Source organism: Kitasatospora nipponensis (assembly GCF_039528135.1).
In the GTDB taxonomy this organism is placed as follows: Bacteria; Actinomycetota; Actinomycetes; order Streptomycetales; family Streptomycetaceae; genus Kitasatospora; species Kitasatospora nipponensis.
This window is the reverse complement of sequence record NZ_BAAALF010000041.1, coordinates 18,083-35,157: the sequence shown is the minus strand read 5'-3', so window position 1 is coordinate 35,157 and position 17,075 is coordinate 18,083. Positions and strand designations below refer to the sequence as shown.

Annotated in this window: 15 protein-coding genes and 2 pseudogenes; 5 read left to right on the top strand and 12 right to left on the bottom strand. The window is 73.0% G+C overall.

Annotated elements, in window-relative coordinates; translation table 11 throughout:
* Positions 1–77: 77 nt before the first annotated feature.
* From ABD323_RS14580 to ABD323_RS14560, 5 genes and pseudogenes are all read right to left on the bottom strand, one after another.
* Positions 78–1,809 (bottom strand): annotated as a pseudogene (locus ABD323_RS14580) (SDR family oxidoreductase).
* The gene (locus tag ABD323_RS14575) at positions 1,806–2,669 is read right to left on the bottom strand and encodes a M24 family metallopeptidase (RefSeq protein ID WP_344441939.1); all 864 of its coding nucleotides are present in this window, start codon (positions 2,667–2,669) and stop codon (positions 1,806–1,808) included. Before ABD323_RS14575 ends, ABD323_RS14580 begins: the two are co-directional and overlap by 4 nt.
* A 4-nt stretch (positions 2,670–2,673) precedes the next feature.
* Positions 2,674–3,873 (bottom strand): PDR/VanB family oxidoreductase, encoded by a 1,200-nt coding sequence (locus ABD323_RS14570; RefSeq protein WP_344441938.1) that lies wholly within the window; start codon positions 3,871–3,873, stop codon positions 2,674–2,676.
* Positions 3,874–3,892: 19 nt separating this feature from the next.
* Positions 3,893–4,777, bottom strand: a complete 885-nt coding sequence (locus ABD323_RS14565; RefSeq protein WP_344441937.1) for a metal-dependent hydrolase — start codon at positions 4,775–4,777, stop codon at positions 3,893–3,895.
* 176 nt (positions 4,778–4,953) lie between these two features.
* Positions 4,954–5,697 (bottom strand): polyprenol monophosphomannose synthase, encoded by a 744-nt coding sequence (locus tag ABD323_RS14560; RefSeq protein ID WP_344441935.1) that lies wholly within the window; start codon positions 5,695–5,697, stop codon positions 4,954–4,956.
* Positions 5,698–5,848: 151 nt separating this feature from the next.
* Between ABD323_RS14560 and ABD323_RS14555 the strand changes: the two are divergent.
* A pseudogene (locus ABD323_RS14555) lies at positions 5,849–6,046 on the top strand (Uma2 family endonuclease); the annotation flags it as partial.
* A gap of 60 nt (positions 6,047–6,106) precedes the next feature.
* On the opposite strand, the gene ABD323_RS14550 reads toward ABD323_RS14555, so the two are convergent.
* From ABD323_RS14550 to ABD323_RS14520, 7 genes are all read right to left on the bottom strand, one after another.
* On the bottom strand, positions 6,107–6,886 hold the full coding sequence (locus ABD323_RS14550; RefSeq protein ID WP_425555989.1) for an IclR family transcriptional regulator: 780 nt from the start codon (positions 6,884–6,886) through the stop codon (positions 6,107–6,109).
* Positions 6,887–7,156: 270 nt separating this feature from the next.
* Entirely contained in the window at positions 7,157–8,617 is a 1,461-nt protein-coding gene (locus ABD323_RS14545; protein WP_344441934.1) for a catalase, read from the bottom strand.
* Positions 8,618–8,708: 91 nt separating this feature from the next.
* Entirely contained in the window at positions 8,709–9,974 is a 1,266-nt protein-coding gene (gene alc, locus ABD323_RS14540; RefSeq protein ID WP_344441933.1) for an allantoicase, read from the bottom strand.
* 94 nt (positions 9,975–10,068) lie between these two features.
* Positions 10,069–11,427, bottom strand: a complete 1,359-nt coding sequence (gene allB / locus ABD323_RS14535) for an allantoinase AllB (RefSeq protein ID WP_344441932.1) — start codon at positions 11,425–11,427, stop codon at positions 10,069–10,071.
* Between the two features lie 323 nt (positions 11,428–11,750).
* Positions 11,751–12,896 (bottom strand): glycerate kinase, encoded by a 1,146-nt coding sequence (locus ABD323_RS14530; protein ID WP_344441931.1) that lies wholly within the window; start codon positions 12,894–12,896, stop codon positions 11,751–11,753.
* A 317-nt stretch (positions 12,897–13,213) separates the two neighbouring features.
* Positions 13,214–14,107 (bottom strand): 2-hydroxy-3-oxopropionate reductase, encoded by an 894-nt coding sequence (locus tag ABD323_RS14525; RefSeq protein WP_344441930.1) that lies wholly within the window; start codon positions 14,105–14,107, stop codon positions 13,214–13,216.
* A gap of 117 nt (positions 14,108–14,224) precedes the next feature.
* Positions 14,225–15,067: a TIM barrel protein gene (locus ABD323_RS14520; protein WP_344441929.1), complete on the bottom strand. Its 843-nt coding sequence runs from the start codon at positions 15,065–15,067 to the stop codon at positions 14,225–14,227.
* Positions 15,068–15,300: 233 nt separating this feature from the next.
* Between ABD323_RS14520 and ABD323_RS14515 the strand changes: the two genes are divergently transcribed.
* The 4 genes from ABD323_RS14515 to uraH all read left to right on the top strand — a co-directional run bounded on the left by ABD323_RS14515 (position 15,301) and on the right by uraH (position 17,073).
* Entirely contained in the window at positions 15,301–15,582 is a 282-nt protein-coding gene (locus tag ABD323_RS14515; protein ID WP_425555988.1) for a thiamine-binding protein, read from the top strand.
* Positions 15,579–15,962 carry a helix-turn-helix domain-containing protein gene (locus tag ABD323_RS14510; RefSeq protein ID WP_344441928.1) on the top strand — a complete coding sequence of 128 codons (384 nt, stop codon included), beginning with the start codon at positions 15,579–15,581 and terminating at the stop codon, positions 15,960–15,962. The genes ABD323_RS14515 and ABD323_RS14510 overlap by 4 nt, the downstream gene beginning before the upstream one ends.
* A gap of 174 nt (positions 15,963–16,136) precedes the next feature.
* The gene (gene uraD, locus ABD323_RS14505) at positions 16,137–16,664 is read left to right on the top strand and encodes a 2-oxo-4-hydroxy-4-carboxy-5-ureidoimidazoline decarboxylase (RefSeq protein WP_344441926.1); all 528 of its coding nucleotides are present in this window, start codon (positions 16,137–16,139) and stop codon (positions 16,662–16,664) included.
* 55 nt (positions 16,665–16,719) lie between these two features.
* Positions 16,720–17,073 carry a hydroxyisourate hydrolase gene (gene uraH, locus ABD323_RS14500; protein WP_344441924.1) on the top strand — a complete coding sequence of 118 codons (354 nt, stop codon included), beginning with the start codon at positions 16,720–16,722 and terminating at the stop codon, positions 17,071–17,073.
* Positions 17,074–17,075 lie beyond the last annotated feature (2 nt).

Sequence of the window (17,075 nt, the reverse complement as noted above, 5' to 3'; positions counted from 1 at the left end):
GGCGAGAGCCGACCCGAACCCGCTGGGCCCGCCCGACCATACCGGGCGGGCCCAGCGAACCATCTCCCGGGCGCCGTTCAGCCCAGGTCGAAGCGGGCCGCCAGTCGCAGCAGGCCCGGCGAGAGCCGGCCCAGCAGCCGGGCGGCCTTGGCCTCGACGGTGACCGGGACCACCGCCTGACGGGTCCGCACCGCGCGGACGATCTCCGCCGCCACCTTCTCCGGCGGGAAGCCGCGCCGGGCGTAGAGCTTGGAGACCTTGGTCTGCCTGGCCGCCTGCTCGTCGCCCGTCAGTCCGGAGAAGGTGGTGGTGCGGGTGATGTTGGTGTTCACGATGCCGGGGCAGATCGCGCTCACCCCGACGCCGGTGGGCGCGAGTTCGGCCCGCAGGCAGTCGGAGAGCATCAGCACCGCGGCCTTGCTGGTGGCGTAGGCGGCCAGCAGCTTGGAGGGCAGGTAGGCGGCCGCCGAGGCGAGGTTGACGATGTGCCCGCCCTGCCCGCGCTCGGCCATCATCGAGCCGAACGCGCGGCACCCGTGGATCACCCCCCAGAGGTTGACGTCCAGGATCCGCTGCCACTCCTTCTCGGTGGTCTGCAGGAAGGTCCCGGAGTGGCCGACACCGGCGTTGTTGACCAGCACGTCCGGCACGCCGTGGGTGGCCGCGACCTGCTGGGCGAAGGCGTCCATCCCCGCGCCGTCGCTGACGTCCACCCGGTGGGCGTGCCCGCTGCCGCCCAGCAGGGTGACCAGTTCGGCGGTCCGCTCGGCGGCGGCGAGGTCGAGGTCGCAGACCACCACGGTGGCGCGCTGCTCGGCGAAGGCCAGCGCGGTGGCCCGCCCGATCCCGCTGCCGGCCCCGGTGATGACCACCAACGGGCCTTCCCCGCCGGGCAGTTCGCTGCCCGTCTGGAGGGCCGAGTCGGTCCGCGCGGTGAACTCGCGGACCATCGCGGCAACCGCCGGTCCCTGCTCCAGCAGCGCCGACCAGTGGGTGGCGTTGAGTTCGCGCCGGGTCAGCCGGGGCACCCAGCGCTCCAGGCCCTCGGAGAGGAACGGGCTGACGTAGTGGTCGCGCCGCAGCGTGATCAGCTGCACCGGCACCTGGGTCGAGCGCTCGCGCGGATGGCGCAGCCGCGGGCGCATGTTGGCGCGGTACAGCTCGATCCCGCGCACCGCGTCCTGGCGCAGCGTGCGCTGCGGGTGGTCGGGGCGCGGCCGCACCGCCTCCAGGTCGCGCAGCACCCGCGGCCAGGCCCGGGCCAGGCCCAGCCGCCAGGTGGCGGGCGCGAGGTACGGCAGGTGGAAGGCGGTGATGTACCAGGAGTGCGCGCCCTGGAGCAGGAGTTGGCGCAGGTGGCGCGGGGCGGCGCATCCGGTGCCGGATCCAGTGGCCGATGTGGTCCAGGCACGGCCCGGACATCGTGGTGTACGAGGCGATCCGGCGTTCGGCGTCGGGCTCGGTGACCGCCTCCCAGGACTGCAGCGAGCCCCAGTCGTGCGCGACCACGTGCACCGGGTGCTCGGGGCTCACCGCGTCGGCGACCGCGAGCAGGTCGGCGGCCAGCAGCTCCAGCCGGTACTCGTCGCGGGCACCGGGCACGCCGGACTCGCCCGCCCCGCGCACGTCGTAGCGGACCACGTGGTGGTCCAGGGCCAGGTCCTCGGCCACGTCGTCCCAGACCCGGTGGGTGTCCGGATAGCCGTGCACCAGCAGGACGGTGGGGTCCTGCGGGTCGCCCTGCTCGAAGACCGCGAGGTCGACACCGGCCGAGTGCACGGTCCGGCGGCGGACGGCGGGGGTGGTCATGCGGCGGCCTCCTCAAGGCTTGCCCAACGCCGCACGTGCGGCAGGTCGTCGTCGAGCCAGTAGGCGTCGTCGTCGGTGACCACCAGCAGCTCCTCGAACTTGATACCCACCTCCCGCAGTCCGATGTGCGGCTCCACCGCCCAGAGTCCGGGGGTCGGCGCGTGCTGCGAGGAGCGGCCGTCGGCCCAGAGCGGCGAACGGCCGTGCAGCCGCTCGCTGATCAGCTCCCGGCCCAGCGTCTGCAGGGTGCGCAGGCCGAAGCCGAAGAGGTTGACGCCGGCCGGCGCCCGGCTGGTGTTGCGGGTCACCTGGTGGCCGATCACCCGGCCGGGGTAGACCCGGTGGCGGTTGTCGTAGCCGTGCGCGGCGATCTGCGCGTCCACGGCGGCGTAGACCTCGTTCAAGGGCCTGCGGGCCTTCACCTCGCGCAGGATCAGCTCGCGGTAGACCCGCAGGTCCAACGCGAGGCGGTCCCAGATCCGGTTCTCGCCGACCTTGCCGCCGTAGCCGATGTCGGCGGTGTAGCCGTCGACCACCGGGGCGCAGTCCAGCACGTACGGCATGCCCTCCTGGAGCACCCGGCTGCCGGCGAAGAACTGCAGCGGGGTGTGGAAGTGCCGGAAGGCGGTGCGGTCGCCGAACCAGGCGAACGGGACGTGGAAGAAGTCGTCCACTCCCTCGGCCACCAGGCACCAGCGCAGCTTGGCGGTGGCCTGGCGCTCGGTCACCCCCGGCTCGATCCAGGCCGCGACCTGCTCGGCGCAGCGGTAGGCCAGCTGCTGGACCTCGCGGAAGCGGTCCAGGTCGTGGGCGCTGTAGTCGAAGGCGGGGGTGGCGGGCTTCACTGCCGTCGCGGCCATCGCGTCAGACCTCCAGGACCAGGGTTTCGCCCTGCGGGGCCCGCGAGACGCAGGGCAGCAGGGCGCCGTCGGCGCGCTCCTCGGCGGTGAGCCGACGGTCGCGGTGCTCGGGGGCGCCGGCCAGCAGCTGGACCCGGCAGGTACCGCAGAACCCCTGGTGGCAGGAGTACGGCAGCTCGGGGCGGGCCTCGCGCAGCACGTCCAGCGCCGAGCGGTCGGCCGGGACGGCGAGGCGCTGGCCACCCTCGCCGAGCTGGAGCGTGAAGGGGTGGCCGTCGGTGATCGGCGCGGCGCCGAAGCGCTCGAAGTGCAGCGCGGTGGCAGGCGAGGCCTCCAGCGCGCGCTTGACGGCGCTCAGCATCGGGGCCGGGCCGCAGCAGTAGACCGCCGCGCCCGGACGGGCGTGCGCGAGCAGCTCGGCGCCGGTCGGCACGGAGCCGGTCAGCAGGCTGACCCGCTCGGGGGCGAGCGCGCGCAGCTCCTCGGTGAACGGCATCGACGCGGCGCTGCGGCCGGCGTGCACCAGGTGCCAGTCCAGACCCCGGCGCTGGGCCTCGCGGGCCATCGGCAGCAGCGGGGTGATGCCGATGCCGCCGGCGACCAGGAGCAGGACGGGCTCGCCGCAGAAGGCGAAGCCGTTGCGCGGGCGGCGGACCGTCAGCCGGGCGCCGACGTGCAGGTCGTCGTGGATCTCCAGCGAGCCGCCGCCGCCCTGGGCGAGGCGGCGCACCGCGATCCGGTAGGCGGTGCGGTCGGCCGGGTCGCCGCAGAGCGAGTAGTGCCGCTCGCGGCCCGAGGGCAGGGTCAGCCGCAGGTGCGCGCCGGGCTGCCAGGCGGGCAGCGGGTCGCCGCCCGGCTCGGCCAGCCGCAGCTCGACCACGTCCTCGGCGACCGCGCGGTGAGCGGTGATCACCAACGAGAGCGGTGCTCTGCGCAGTGGGTCGGGGCGGCGCGGGTTGCGGCGCAGCAGCGGGCTGCCCAGCGCCGGCGTGTAGCGGTCGCCGAAGGTGGTGAGCCCGCGCATGAAGCGGTCGGCCTGCGGGCGGCCGTAGAGGTCGGGCGGCGGGGTGTCGAGGTCCGCGGCGGTGGTGCGGCCGTAGACCACCCCGGCGTTCGGCGCGGGGGGCGGACAGGCGTGCGGTGCGGCGTTCGGCGCCTCGGTGACCGGGGCCGGTACCGCGGCCGGCGGGGTGCTCAGGTCCATCGGGTGGGTCTCCGACCGGTCAGTGGGCGGCGGCGCGGGCGGCCGGGGAGGTGGCGAGGTAGCCGAGCGCCTGGGCGCTGGAACCCTCCTGGGTGGGATGGTAGGCGGGCCGCAGGTAGCGCAGGCCCGAGCGCAGCGACGCGATCGGGTCGGGCAGCAGGCCGCGCCGGGCACCGTCCCAGGCCAGCTTCCAACTGGGGCGGATGCTGCCCTGCAGGGTCGGGTCGGCGGCCAGCAGGAAGCGCACCCCGCGCACCCACAGGTGCACCAGCAGCGGTCCGCTGACCGTCATGCCGCGCACCCGGCGCAGGTAGCCCGGGTCCAGGTGCACCATCAGGTCGAAGGCCACGCTGCGGTGCTCGACCTCCTCGGCGCCGTGCCAGCGCAGCAGGTCGACCATCGTGGGATCCGCCTTGGCCCGGTCCAGCGCGGGCGAGTTGAGCGCCCAGTGGCCGAGGAAGGCGGTGAAGTGCTCGATCGCGGCCACGAAGGCGACCCGCTCGATGACGTTCTCGCGCCGCCGGCGGGCACTGAGCCCCGGCTTCTCGCCGAGCACCCGCTGGAAGAGCCAGGCGATCTGCCGCACGTACGGACGCGGGTCCAGCCCCTGCGCGAGCAGGTGCTCGAGCACCTCCTGGTGCGCCTCGGCGTGGATCGACTCCTGGCCGATGAAGCCCAGCACCTCCTCACGCAACTGCTCGTCGCGGATCATCGGCAGGGCGTCCCGGAAGACCTTGATGAACCAGCGCTCGCCCTCGGGCAGCAGCAGGTGCAGGACGTTGATGGTGTGCGTGACGAAGGGCTCGTCCGGGACCCAGTGCAGCGGCAGGTCGCTCCAGTCGAACTTCACGTCACGCGGTTCCAGCACGAGGTTGTCGTGCACCTCGACGGCATTTCTGGGCATGGGGGCCTCCTGACCTGCGGGAGTGGCGACAGCACCTCAAACTACTGGCGGGTACGGCGGCCCACAAGGGTTTCGACGAGTCTTATCGACATCGAGTCTAATAAGCCTCCCGGGCCGGCTACGCCGAACGGCGCCCCCGCGGGGACGCCGTTCGGTCGGTCAGGGGCGGGCGGCGCTCAGGCCGCGGGCCCCTGGACGCCGCCGCGGTGCTTGGCGCGCAGTCGCCAGGGCATCCAGGCCGACTCCAGCTGGGTGGTGAGCGACATCTTGGACGTGCCGGCCACCCGCTGGGCGAACCGGATCGGCACCTCGGCGATCCGCACCCCGGCCCGGGCCGCCAGGTACTTCATCTCGACCTGGAACGAGTAGCCGTTGGACTCGATCCGCGCCAGCCCGACCGCCTCGATCGCCTCCCTGGACCAGAGGTTGAAGCCGGCGGTGATGTCGGCGGCCGGCACCCGCAGGATCGTCCGCACGTAGAGGTTCGCCCACTGGGAGAGCAACCGGCGGTGCAGGCCCCAGGCGTCGTCCAGCGAGCCGCCTGGGGTGTAGCGCGAGCCGATGACCAGGCCGGCCCCCCGGTCCGCGGCCTCGATCATCGGCGACAGCGCGGTGGGCGGGTGCGAGAAGTCGGCGTCCATCTGCACGACCCGCCGCGCGCCCTGCGCCAGGGCCTGCGCGATCCCGGCCTGGTAGGCGCGGCCCAGCCCGTCCTTGGTGGTGCGGTGCAGCACGGTGACGACGCCCGGGTGCTGCCCGGCGAGCTTGTCGGCCACCTCGCCCGTGCCGTCCGGGCTCCCGTCGTCGACCACCAGGACACCGAGGTCCGCCAGCCCCAGTCCCAGGATCGCCTCGACGATCCGCGGGAGGTTCTCCACCTCGTTGTACGTCGGTATCACCACGACGGTGTTCTCGGTCAACGCACGCTCCGTTCAGGGGAGGTCGATGGCCCGGCCGCCGAACCCGGCAGGCACACGGCGGCCGTCCCGGCGCGACCAGTCGCACGGGTACGTCACGGGTACGTGAAGGACCCTCAGGCTACCCGCGCACCACCACTCCCCCCGCCCGGGGCCCCGGGCCTACGCGGAGACCGGCATCCCGGTCTACCTTCTGATCGACCGGGACAGCTGCGAGGTCACCGTCCGCAGCGCGCCCGACGGCGTCCGGTACGAACTCGCCCAGACCGTGCCGTTCGGCAAGCCGGGGCTCCTCCCCCATCCCGTGGGCATCAGCCTGGACACCGAACCGCTCAAGAACTGGGTGCACTGACGGGTGCTCGCGCCGGAGGCCTCCTGGACGATCCTGCGGGAGCGGTGGCACGAGGTGGGGTCAGACCGCCATCGCCAGCATCAGCGGGGCGGCCCGCTCGGCCAGCAGTTCGGCCGCGGCGCGCAGGCGGTGGGCGTTGCCGGCGGGCAGCGAGGTCGCCAGGCAGCCCACCGTGCTGCCGGCCGTGACGGGGACGGCGGCGCAGACGGTGCCGAGCGCGTACTCCTGCAGGTCCAGCATCGGCATGGTCGCGGGCTGGCGCTCCAGGCGGTGCATCAGCTGCTCGGTGTCGGTGATCGTGCGGGAGGTGAGCCGGGCGATCGGGTGGCGCGAGAGGTGGTCGAGGCGGCCGTCGTGGTCCAGCTGGCTGAGCAGGCACTTGCCGATCGCACTGGCGTGCGCGGTGGCCTTGAAGTCCACCCACTCGTGCACGGCGGGCGCGTGCTCGGCCTCGGCCACCGCCTCGACCCGCAGTTCGCCGTCGTGGTAGCGGCTGAAGTAGACGGCGGCGCCGAGTTCGTCGCGCAGCTCGGCGAGCTTGTGGTGCAACCGGATCCGGATCAGCTGCTCGCGGTTGTACTGGCCGAGCATCGCGAAGGTGCCGCCCAGCACCCAGCCGTCGTCGACCTTCTGCAGGTACCCCTCCTCGCAGAGCAGGGAGACCAGGTCGCGCACGGCGGGCTCGGGCAGCGCGCTCTCGCGGCAGAGGTCGGCCAGGCTCGCGCCGTACGGGTGGCGGTCGACGGCCTCCAGCAGGCGCAGGGCGCGGCGCAGCGAGGCGTGCGGGCCGGGTGAGCCCTGGTCGAGCATGACCTGATGCCCCTGACCGTGTGCCGGCATTGGCCCTCCCCTGCTGCCTTGTGTGCCTACTGTGCGGTTTACGGTTTCCAGCCTATCCACCGGGGGCCCTTCGCACGCCCCGGTCGCCCGATAATCCCGCTGGTGACGGGTAATGGCCGATTGGCATATGCCAAGCGGACGGTGACGCCTCATCCGGTGGCCGGAACGCGGGCGGACCCCTCCCCCCGCTGTCCTGGGGGAAGGGGTCCTTGAGGGTTCGTCAGAAGGTCTGCTGCTGCCTCTGCCGCGAAGCGTTCGCCGCCGCTCCGGTCAGCCCTCGTCGCCGGCGCGGAGCGCCGCGACCGCGGCCTCCAGCCGGCTGCCGTACTCCTCGTCCGCGGCGTGGAAGTGGGCGAGGTTCCGCTCGATCACGTCGTCGCGGGTCACCTGGGCGAGGAACCCGGCGAGGTTGTCGATCAGGCGCGCCTTCTCGCCCTCGGACATCAGCCGGTAGAGCTCGCCGGCCTGGTAGAAGTCGTCGTCCTTGGTGTGCGCCGGCGTGGTGTAGGTGCCGGTGTGACCGTTCAGGGCGAGCGGCGCGGCCAGCGCGCTGTCGCTCTGGGCCGGGCCGTCGTACGAGTTGGGCTCGTAGTTCTTGCCGCGGCCGGCCTTGTTGACGGCCGAGAAGCCGTCACGGCCGTAGTTGTTCGCCTCGGTCGCCTTGGGGGCGTTGACGGCGAGCAGGGTGTGGTTGACGCCCAGGCGGTAGCGCTGGGCGTCCGCGTAGGCGAAGAGCCGGCCCTGCAGCATCTTGTCGGGGGACGGGCCGATGCCGGGCACGAAGTTGTTCGGCGAGAAGGCGGCCTGCTCGACCTCGGCGAAGACGTTCTCCGGGTTGCGGTTCAGCACCAGGCGGCCGACCTTGACCAGCGGGTAGTCGGCGTGCGGCCAGACCTTGGTGAGGTCGAAGGGGTTGAAGCGGTAGTCGGCCGCCTCGGCCACCGGCATCAGCTGGACGTGGAGGGTCCAGGAGGGGAAGACGCCGCGCTCGATGGCCTGGTGCAGGTCGCGCTGGTGGCTGTCGGCGTCGCCGCCCACCACCTCGGCGGCCTGCGAGCCGTCCAGCGAGCGCACGCCCTGGTTGGTCTTGAAGTGGTACTTCACCCAGAACGCCTCGCCCGACTCGTTGACCCACTGGTAGGTGTGCGAGCCGTAGCCGTTCATGTGGCGGTAGGAGGCCGGGATGCCACGGTCGCCGAAGAGCCAGGTGATCTGGTGGGTGGCCTCGGGGGCGTGCGCCCAGAAGTCCCAGACGTTGTCGGCCTCGGTGATGCCGGTGAAGGGGTCGCGCTTCTGCGAGTGGATGAAGTCGGGGAACTTGATCGGGTCCTTGATGAAGAACACCGGGGTGTTGTTGCCGACCAGGTCGTAGTTGCCCTCGCCGGTGTAGAACTTCAGCGCGAAGCCGCGGGGGTCGCGCACGGCGTCGCTGGCGCCCAGGTTGCCGGCCACCGTCGAGAAGCGCAGGAAGATCTCGGTGCGCTTGCCGACCTCGGACAGGAAGTCGGCGCGGGTGTAGCGGGAGACCTCGTCGGTCACCTCGAAGTAGCCGTAGGCGCCGGAGCCGCGGGCGTGCACCACGCGCTCCGGGATGCGCTCGCGGTTGAAGCGCGCGAGCTTCTCCAGGAGCTGCTGGTCCTGGATGAGCAGCGGGCCGTACTCGCCGGCCGACGCCGAGTTCTGGTTGTCGGCGATCGGGGCGCCGGACTCCGTGGTCAGGATCTTGGACATGGGGGGTCCTTCAGTAGCAAGAGTGCGGGTTTGCAAACGTTGCAAAGCCGAAAGAGCAGGCGTGCAAAGGTTGCAAAGGGCAAAAGGAAGGTCAGACGCCGAGCAGGCGCCAGACGGCGGCAGCCCGGCGGGAGGTCTCGGTGCCGTCCGGACCGTCGGCCGGCTGCAGCGCCGCGACCGCGGCGGTCAGCTCGGCGGGGGTGGCCAGCGGACGGGCCGCGGCCAGCGTGATCGCCTCGCCGCCGCTCAGGCCCGCCTCGGCCAGCGCCTGGGCCGCCTCGACGGCCGGCAGCGCGTTGAACCAGCGCAGCGCCAGGGCGGCGCGGCCGGCCTCGGTGAGCCGCCCGGTCAGCCGCAGCCGGGCCAGTCCGCCGTCCGGGTACACGTTGATCCGTACGTGGGTGACCGCACGGCCCGCCGACAGCCGCAGCCGGTGCCGGGTGTCGGGCTGCAGCCGGGTGCGCGGCAGCAGTTCGAACCAGCCCTCGGCGTCCGTGGCGGGGTCACCGCCGTGCGAGGCGTCGTATCCCACCAGGTCGGCCCAGCCGGGGGCGTTGGCGACGAAGTGGGTGGTGTCCACCTCGGCGGCCAGGACCTCGCCGCCCCCGGCCAGGGCGATCTGTACCCAGTCGTTGGCCTTGTCGCGCCGACGCCGGGTCTCCCAGCCCTCGCCCATGACGGTGGCGCGGCCGGGAGCGTTCAGGTTGTGCGGGGAGGAGAAGTAGCGGTCCGAGGCCGCCTCGGCCACGCCGCCGTACTCCTGGGCGGCCAGGTCGAAGCTGAGCCCCTCCAGGTCCCGCGGGTCGGGCAGCACCTCGCCGTGCACCCGCAGCCGGGCCACCCCGCCGTCCGGCCAGATGACGAGCCGCACGTGGGTGTAGCGCGTCGGGTCGGTGACCGCGAACTCGTGCGCCGTGTTCCCGCGCAGCGCGGTGCGCGGGACCAGGTCGGTCCACTGGGCGTCGGCGAGCTCCTCCACCGAGGGGTGCCCGGGTATCGAGGCGGCCTGCACCGCGCCGGTCTCGGGGTAGTTGCCGGTGAAGTGCGCGGTGTCGACGATGACCCCGTGGATCCGGCCGGCCACCCCGAGGCGGACGATCGCCCAGTCGTGGTCCTCGTCGGTGGGGTGCGGCTGCTCGGCGCTGACGCCGCGTCGGCGCTTGCTCTCCCAGCCGTCCATGATCTGGCCCTTGTGGCCGAAGGTGTGCGCGCGGAACTCGGCGGGCTTGGCGACCAGCAGGTTCTCCGCGTCCGCGAAGGTGTCCTCGTTGGTGGCCACCACACCGGCGCCCAGGAGCCGGGAGGCCAGGTTGACCAGCTCGGTGAAGGGAGCGGCCGGGCTCTGACGGTCATTCATGTCGTGGTCGCTCCTCAGCGCGTGGTCAGGGTGCAGTGCGTGGTCAGGTGTGCGTGGTCGGGGTGCAGCGCGCGGTCAGGACAGGAGGGTGCGGTCAGGATGGGAGGGGGCGGCGGATCTGGCGACCGAACGGCTCGCCGTGCACGTCCACCACGCGGCCGCGCAGCCAGGTGGTACGCACCGCCCCGCTGAGGGTCCTGCCCGCGTAGGGGGTGACCGGGTTGCGGTGGTGCAGGCCGGCCGGGTCGACGGAGAACTCGGCGTCGGGGTCGAAGGCGACCAGGTCGGCGTCGTGCCCGACCGCGATGGCGCCCTTGCTGCCGTCCAGTCCGACCAGCGAGGCCGGGCCGGCGGACATCCAGCGGACCACGTCCGCCAGGGTGTGGCCGCGGCGGCGGGCCTCCGTCCAGATCGCCGGCAGGCCGAGCTGGAGCGAGGCGATGCCGCCCCAGGCCGCGGCGAAGTCACCGCTGCCGCCCAGGCTCTGCAGCAGCTTCAGGTTCGGGGTGGAGGGCGAGTGGTCGGAGACCACCCCGATGAACTCGCCGGCCGCCAGCGCCGCCCAGAGCCGGTCGCGGTTGGACTCGTCGCGGATCGGCGGGCAGCACTTGAAGGCGGTGTCGCCGTCCGGCACCTCCTCGGCGGTCAGCGTCAGGTAGTGCGGGCAGGTCTCGGCGGTGACCTGGACGCCGTCGGCCCGGGCCTGGGCCAGCAGCGGCAGGACGGCGGCGGAGGAGACGTGCAGGATGTGCACCCGCGCCCCGGTGCGCCGCGCGGTGTCCAGCAGCCGGGCCACCGCGGCGGCCTCGGCGTCGTCGGGCCGGGAGGCCAGGAAGTCGCGGTAGTGCACGCCGGGGTGCTGCGGGGCGGCCGCCAGCACCGCGGGATCCTCGGCGTGGATGATCGCCAGCGCGCCGATCCGGGCCTGCTCGGCGAGCGCCTTCTCCAGGTCGGCCTGTTCGACGTGCGGGAACTCGTCCACGCCGGAGGGGGCCAGGAAGCTCTTGAAGCCGAAGACGCCCGCCTCGTGCAGCGGCTCCAGGTCACCCGCGTTGCCGGGGATCGCGCCGCCCCAGAAGCCGAGGTCGACCCAGGCCTGCCCCTCGGCGATCCCCCGCTTGGCGGCCAGACCGGCCAGCGTGGTGGTGGGCGGGATGGAGTTGAGCGGCATGTCGATGATCGTGGTGACGCCACCGGCCGCTGCGGCCCGGGTGGCGGTGGCGAAGCCCTCCCACTCGGTGCGGCCCGGCTCGTTGACGTGCACGTGGGTGTCGACCAGGCCGGGCAGCAGCGCGCACTCGCCGAGGTCGGTGAGGTGCGCGTCGCCCGCCAGCAGCGAGCCGTGCGCGGCGACCTGCTCGATCCGCCCGTCGCGGACCAGCACGTCGGCGGGGCGCTCACCGTCGGGGAGGACCACGCGACGGGAACGGATCACCGCAGGCGACTGCTGCATCAAGACCTCCGGACTGGGCTGCTGTACGGGTGGCTCGGAGCCTAGGCCCGCCTTCAACAAAACGTCAATGTAGGAAAATACGAGGAACTATGGGGTGCTCGCGCACCAGATCAGTGCTCTCGGAGCAGTGCTCACACGGGAGATCAGTGCTCTGGGGGACATACCCGCAGAGCGGCACTCACGAAGCAGAGCAGCGCCCACGCACAGGAGCGACGCTCGTGGACAAGAGCAGCGCTCGTAGCAGTGAGCGGCACTCTCGGACAGGAGCAGCGCTCACACACAAGAGCGGCACTCACACACAAGAGCACTGCTCGCGCACCAGATCAGTGCTCGCCGAGCAGGTCCCGCGCCAGCAGCTCACCGGCGACCTCGGCCAGCTCGGCGGCCCTGGTGAGACTCTCCCCCGGCTGTTCGGCCAGGTCGGTCAGGGCGTAGGCGGCGGCGAAGCCGGCTCCTCGCCACTCGTCCTGGGACAGTTCGAGCCGACCTGCCACAGCGGCCACCGGAACCCCCGCCCCGGTGGCCGCCGCGGCAACTCCGGCGGGGGCCTTGCCATGGAGCGTCTGCGCGTCCAGGCAACCCTCACCGGTCACGACCAGGCGTGCCCCACGCACAGCCTCGTCGAAGCCCAGCAACTCGAGCAGCAGCTCGATGCCGGGCCGCATGGTGGCGCCGAGCAGGGCCAGCGCGGCGAAGCCGACCCCGCCCGCGGCCCCGGCGCCGGGGGCGTCCCGCAGGTCCACGCCGGTGCTGGTCCGCACCACGTCGGCCCACCGGGTCAGGCCGGCCTCCAGGACCAGCAGGTCCTCGCCGTCCGCACCCTTCTGCGGGCCGTAGACGGCGGTGGCGCCGCGCGGGCCGAGCAGCGGGTTGTCGACGTCGCAGGCGACCACGACCTCCACCCCGCTCAGCGTGTCCGCCAGCGCCCCCGGGTCGAGGCGGTGCAGCCGGCGCAGGGCCGCACCGCCGGGCGGCAGCTCGGCGCCCTCGGCGTCGTAGAGGCCCACGCCCAGCGCCTGCACCATGCCGGCGCCGCCGTCGGTGCAGGCGCTGCCGCCCAGACCCAGCACGACGCGCTTGGCGCCCAGGCTCACCGCGCGGCCGATCAGCTGGCCGACCCCGTAGGAGCCGGCCGCCAGCGGCGCGGTGCGCCCGCCGGGGAGCCTGGCCAGGCCGGAGGCCTGGGCGAGCTCGACCACGGCGGTGTCGCCCCGCACGGCGATGGCGGCGTCCACCGGCAGGCCGGTGGGGCCGGCCACCTTGGCCGGGATCCGCCGGTGGCCGGCCGCCAGCGCGGCGGCGAGGGTGCCCTCGCCGCCGTCGGCGACGGGCAGCTCGCGGACCTCGATGCCGGGGGCCACCCGGCGGATGCCGGCGGCCAGCCGCGCGGCGACCTCGGCACCCTCCAGGGTGCCCTTGAACTTGTCGGGAGCTACGACCACATGGCCCTGGGTGGGGGTGGCGGGCATGGTGCTGGCCTCACTTCCGAGTCGAGCTGACGGTCTCTCAATGGTGCGGGGTGCGACCCCCTCCCCGCCGTTCCCCCCGTCCCGCTTCCGACGTACGGGGGGCTCCCCTCGGCGAGGGAGGGGGCCGGGCGGCGCCTGCGCACGACCGAAGTGCGCTTGCGCCGCCGGTTGGCACGACCAGCAGGTGGGGGTGAGCACCGGCCCGCCTGCTGGTCGATGGGGCCCTCCTGGCGACGCGGGCACGACCGGACAGGTACACGCCACCAGGAGGAGTCTGTGGACCCGCGGGGGTCACCCCCTCGGGATCCGGGCTGCGGCTACTTGACCTCGCGGCCGGCGAGGCGCTCGACGCCGCGCAGCAGGGCCGAGTGGTCCAGCGAGCCGTCACCGTTGGCGCGGGCCGAGGCGACCAGCTGGGCGACCAGCGAGCCGACCGGCAGCGGGGCCTCGACGGCGCGCGCGGCGGCGGTCACGATGCCCATGTCCTTGTGGTGCAGGTCGATCCGGAAGCCCGGGGCGAACTGGCGCTCGACCATGTTGGCCTTCTTGCGGTTGAGCACCGTCGAGCCGGCCAGGCCGCCCGCGAGGACGTCGAGCGCGGCCGGCAGGTCCACGCCCGCGTTCTCCAGGAAGACCACGGCCTCGGCGACCACCTGGATGTTCACGGCCACGATCAGCTGGTTGGCGGCCTTCACGGTCTGGCCGGCGCCGGCCGGGCCGACGTGGATGACCGTGGTGCCCAGCACGTCGAGGAGCGGCTTGGCCTCGGCGAAGTCGGCCGCCTCGCCGCCCACCATGATCGAGAGCACCGCCTCGACGGCACCGGCCTCGCCACCGGAGACCGGGGCGTCCAGCGTGCGCACGCCCTTCTCCTTGGCCGCGGCCTCCACCTTGATCGAGGTCTGCGGGGTGATCGAGGACATGTCGATCACCAGGGTGCCGGCCTCGACGTTGGCCAGCACGCCGTCCTCGCCGAGCACGACCTGCTCGACGTGCGGGTCGGCCGGGACCATCGTGATGACGACCTCGGCGTCCTTGACCGCGTCCGCGATGCTGCTCGCGGCGTGGCCACCGGCCGCCACCAGGGCGTCGATCGGGGGCTGGGTCAGGTTGAAGCCGGTGACGTGGTGGCCGGCCTTCACCAGGTTGGCGGCCATCGGGCTGCCCATGATGCCCAGGCCGATGAAGGCGATCTTGCGGGAGGCGCTCATCGCGTCGTGTTCCTTACGTGACGGGGTGGGGAGGGTGTGGCCGGCCGAACGGCCCGGGCTCGCTCGCCGGGACGGCTGGAGCTCGCCCGAACGCCTGCGGCGCGGCGCGGCGGTCGGCTACCGGGCGGCGCGCAGCTCGCGCGGCAGCCAGTCGAAGCTGTCGGCGCTGACGCCGTTCGAGGGGCGGTACTCCAGGCCGATCCGGCCGGTGTAGCCGGCGGCGGTGAGCCGGGCCAGCAGGTCCTCGAAGTCCAGCGAGCCGGTGCCGGGCTCGTTGCGACCCGGGTTGTCGGCGATCTGCACGTGGCCGAAGCGGTCGGCGTAGTTGTCGATCACCTCGACCAGGTCCTCGCCGTTGACGGCCAGGTGGTAGAAGTCGCAGAGGAACTTGGCGTTGCCCAGGCCGGTGGCGGCGTTCACCCGGTCGACCACCTCGACGGCGGCCTTGGCGGTGTGCAGCGGGTAGTCCGGGGCGTCGTTGCGGTTCAGCGCCTCGATCAGCAGGTCGGCGCCCACCGCGTGCGCGGCCCGGGCGGCCAGCACGAGGTTCTCCAGCGCGAGGGCGTCCTGCTCGGCGGCGGGCACGCCCTCGACCCGGTTGCCGTAGAGGGCGTTGAGGGCGCCGGCGCCCAGCGAGGCGGCGAGCGCGGTGGCCACCGGGACGTTCTCCCGGAACCGTTCGCTCTGGGCCGGTACTCCGAGCGTGCCCTTGGCGCCGACCGTGAGGTCGTCCAGGAAGTTGAGGCCGGTCAGCCGCACCCCCGCCGCGGTGAACGCGGCGCGCAGCGCGTCGAGCTCGGCGGCGGCCGGCGTGTGGTCGGTCCCGAAGGGCCACCACAGCTCGGCGGCCGTGAAGCCGGCGGCGGCCGCGGCGGCCGGGCGCTCGAGGAGCGGGAGCTCGCTGAACAGGATCGACAGGTTGACCGTGTAGTTGTGCCCGGAAGCGGCCGTCACGACCATCACCTTTCCCTTTTCTTCATCCGCAACTTCCATGATGCGGAAGAGGGATTCTGCTTGATGGAAGCTTGCCACGAGCACCCGCAGGGGTGTCAAGAGCCTTGCAACAGTTTGTTGAAGCATTCGTACGACAGCGGGCCGCATGAGGACCGGCGCCGGCACGGCGGTTCGACCGCGGCCGCCGGAGCGGCCCACTCGCCCACCCCCTCCCACCGGCCGCTCGCTACAGTGAGCGCGTGCGATTGATGGTGGAGTTCACGACAGAACCGTTCGAACTGGTCAACTTCCCGGACCACGCGGTGGCCGCCCGGCGGGTGGTCGACGAGGCGGGCCTCGCCGTCTCGGTCGGCCCGTTCGGCACGAGTGCCGAGGGCGACGCCGAGCAGGTGCTGGCCGCGGTCACCCGACTGCTGCACGACACCCTGGACGCCGGCGCCAGCCGGATCTCGGTGCAGGTCAGCGTGGTCCCCTCGAAGGCCGAGGACCCCGAGACCCCCGAAGGAGTGGGTACGCCGTGACCGACGCCCTGGAACACCCGCTCGCGGTGGCGATAAAGCCGCTGCTCGACGCCGTCGGCGCGACCCCGCTCGCGGTCGACGAGGCGAAGCCGGACGACGTGGTCCTGGAGTGGGAGGGCCACCCGGCCCTCGCCGTCCGCCTGCCCCACCTGAGCAGCGCGCTGGAGCGCCTGCTGGCCGAGATGACCCGCCAGTTCGACGGCCGCCCGCTCGCGGAGCTGGACCGCCTGGAGAAGCAGCGGGTCGTCGCCCTTCTGGAGGAACGCGGCGCCTTCACCGTGCGACACGGGGTGGAGACCGTCGCGTCCGCCCTGGGCGTCAGCCGGTTCACGGTGTACAACTACCTGAACCGGCAGGTCGAGGGCCCCAAGGCCGACTGACCAGGCCAGTCTCGCCGAGCCCACGGCCCGGCACACTTGGCGGATCACACACGAAACCGCGTGGACGACGCCGGCGGTTCGAAACGTAACCACCAAGGCTTCAACAAAGTGTTGACGGCCGGGGGTGGTGGATCTAGCTTGTGCGGGTGGCACCACTCTTCAGGAGGTCCACCCGTGACCAACCACCCCCACGCGTCATCTGACGCAGCGAACGCCCTCGCGGCGCTCGCGGCGGCTCCGGCCGCCGAACTGGAGCACATCCTCTCGGAGGTCTGCTCCAGCCCCGCCTGGGCCGCCGCCGTCGCGGCCGCCCGGCCCTGGTCCGACCGACAGGCCCTGCTGGCCGCCAACCGCGCGGCGATGGCCGGGCTCACGGTCGCCGACCTGAACGACGCGATGGCCGGCCACGCCCGGATCGGCAAGCCCAAGGCGGGCGACGCCACCTCCGAGCGCGAGCAGGCCGGCATCCAGGGAGTGGACACCGCGCTCCTGGATGAACTGCACGAGGCGAACGCCGCCTACGAGGCGAAGTTCGGCCACGTCTTCCTGATCTGCGCCACCGGGCGCACCGCGGCCACCATGCTCGCCGCGCTGCGCGAGCGCTTCCCCCATGACGCGGCCACCGAGGCCGAGATCGTCCGGGGCGAGCTGCGCAAGATCAACGACATCCGTCTGGGCCGCCTCCTGGGCGACACCGCCTGATCCGTCCATCCGCTGATGGATCGTCAACCCTGCCACCAGTAAGGTCATTTCCGCCATGACTGGCATCTCCACGCACGTGCTCGACACCAGCCTCGGCCGTCCGGCCGAGGGTGTCCCGGTCGAGCTCGCACTGAACACCGAGGGTGGTTGGAGGGTGCTCGGCACCTCCGCCACGGACTCCGACGGCCGGGCCAAGGACCTGCCGGCCGTGGAGGCGGGCTCGGTCGTCCGGCTCCAGTTCGACACCGCGGCCTACTACGCGGCCCGGTCGACCACCTCGACCGGCTCGAACGAGGCGCCGTTCTTCCCCGAGGTCTCGATCGTCTTCACGGTCGCGCCCGCGCAGCACCACTACCACGTGCCGCTGCTGCTCAACCCCTTCGGATATTCCGTCTACCGCGGAAGCTAGAC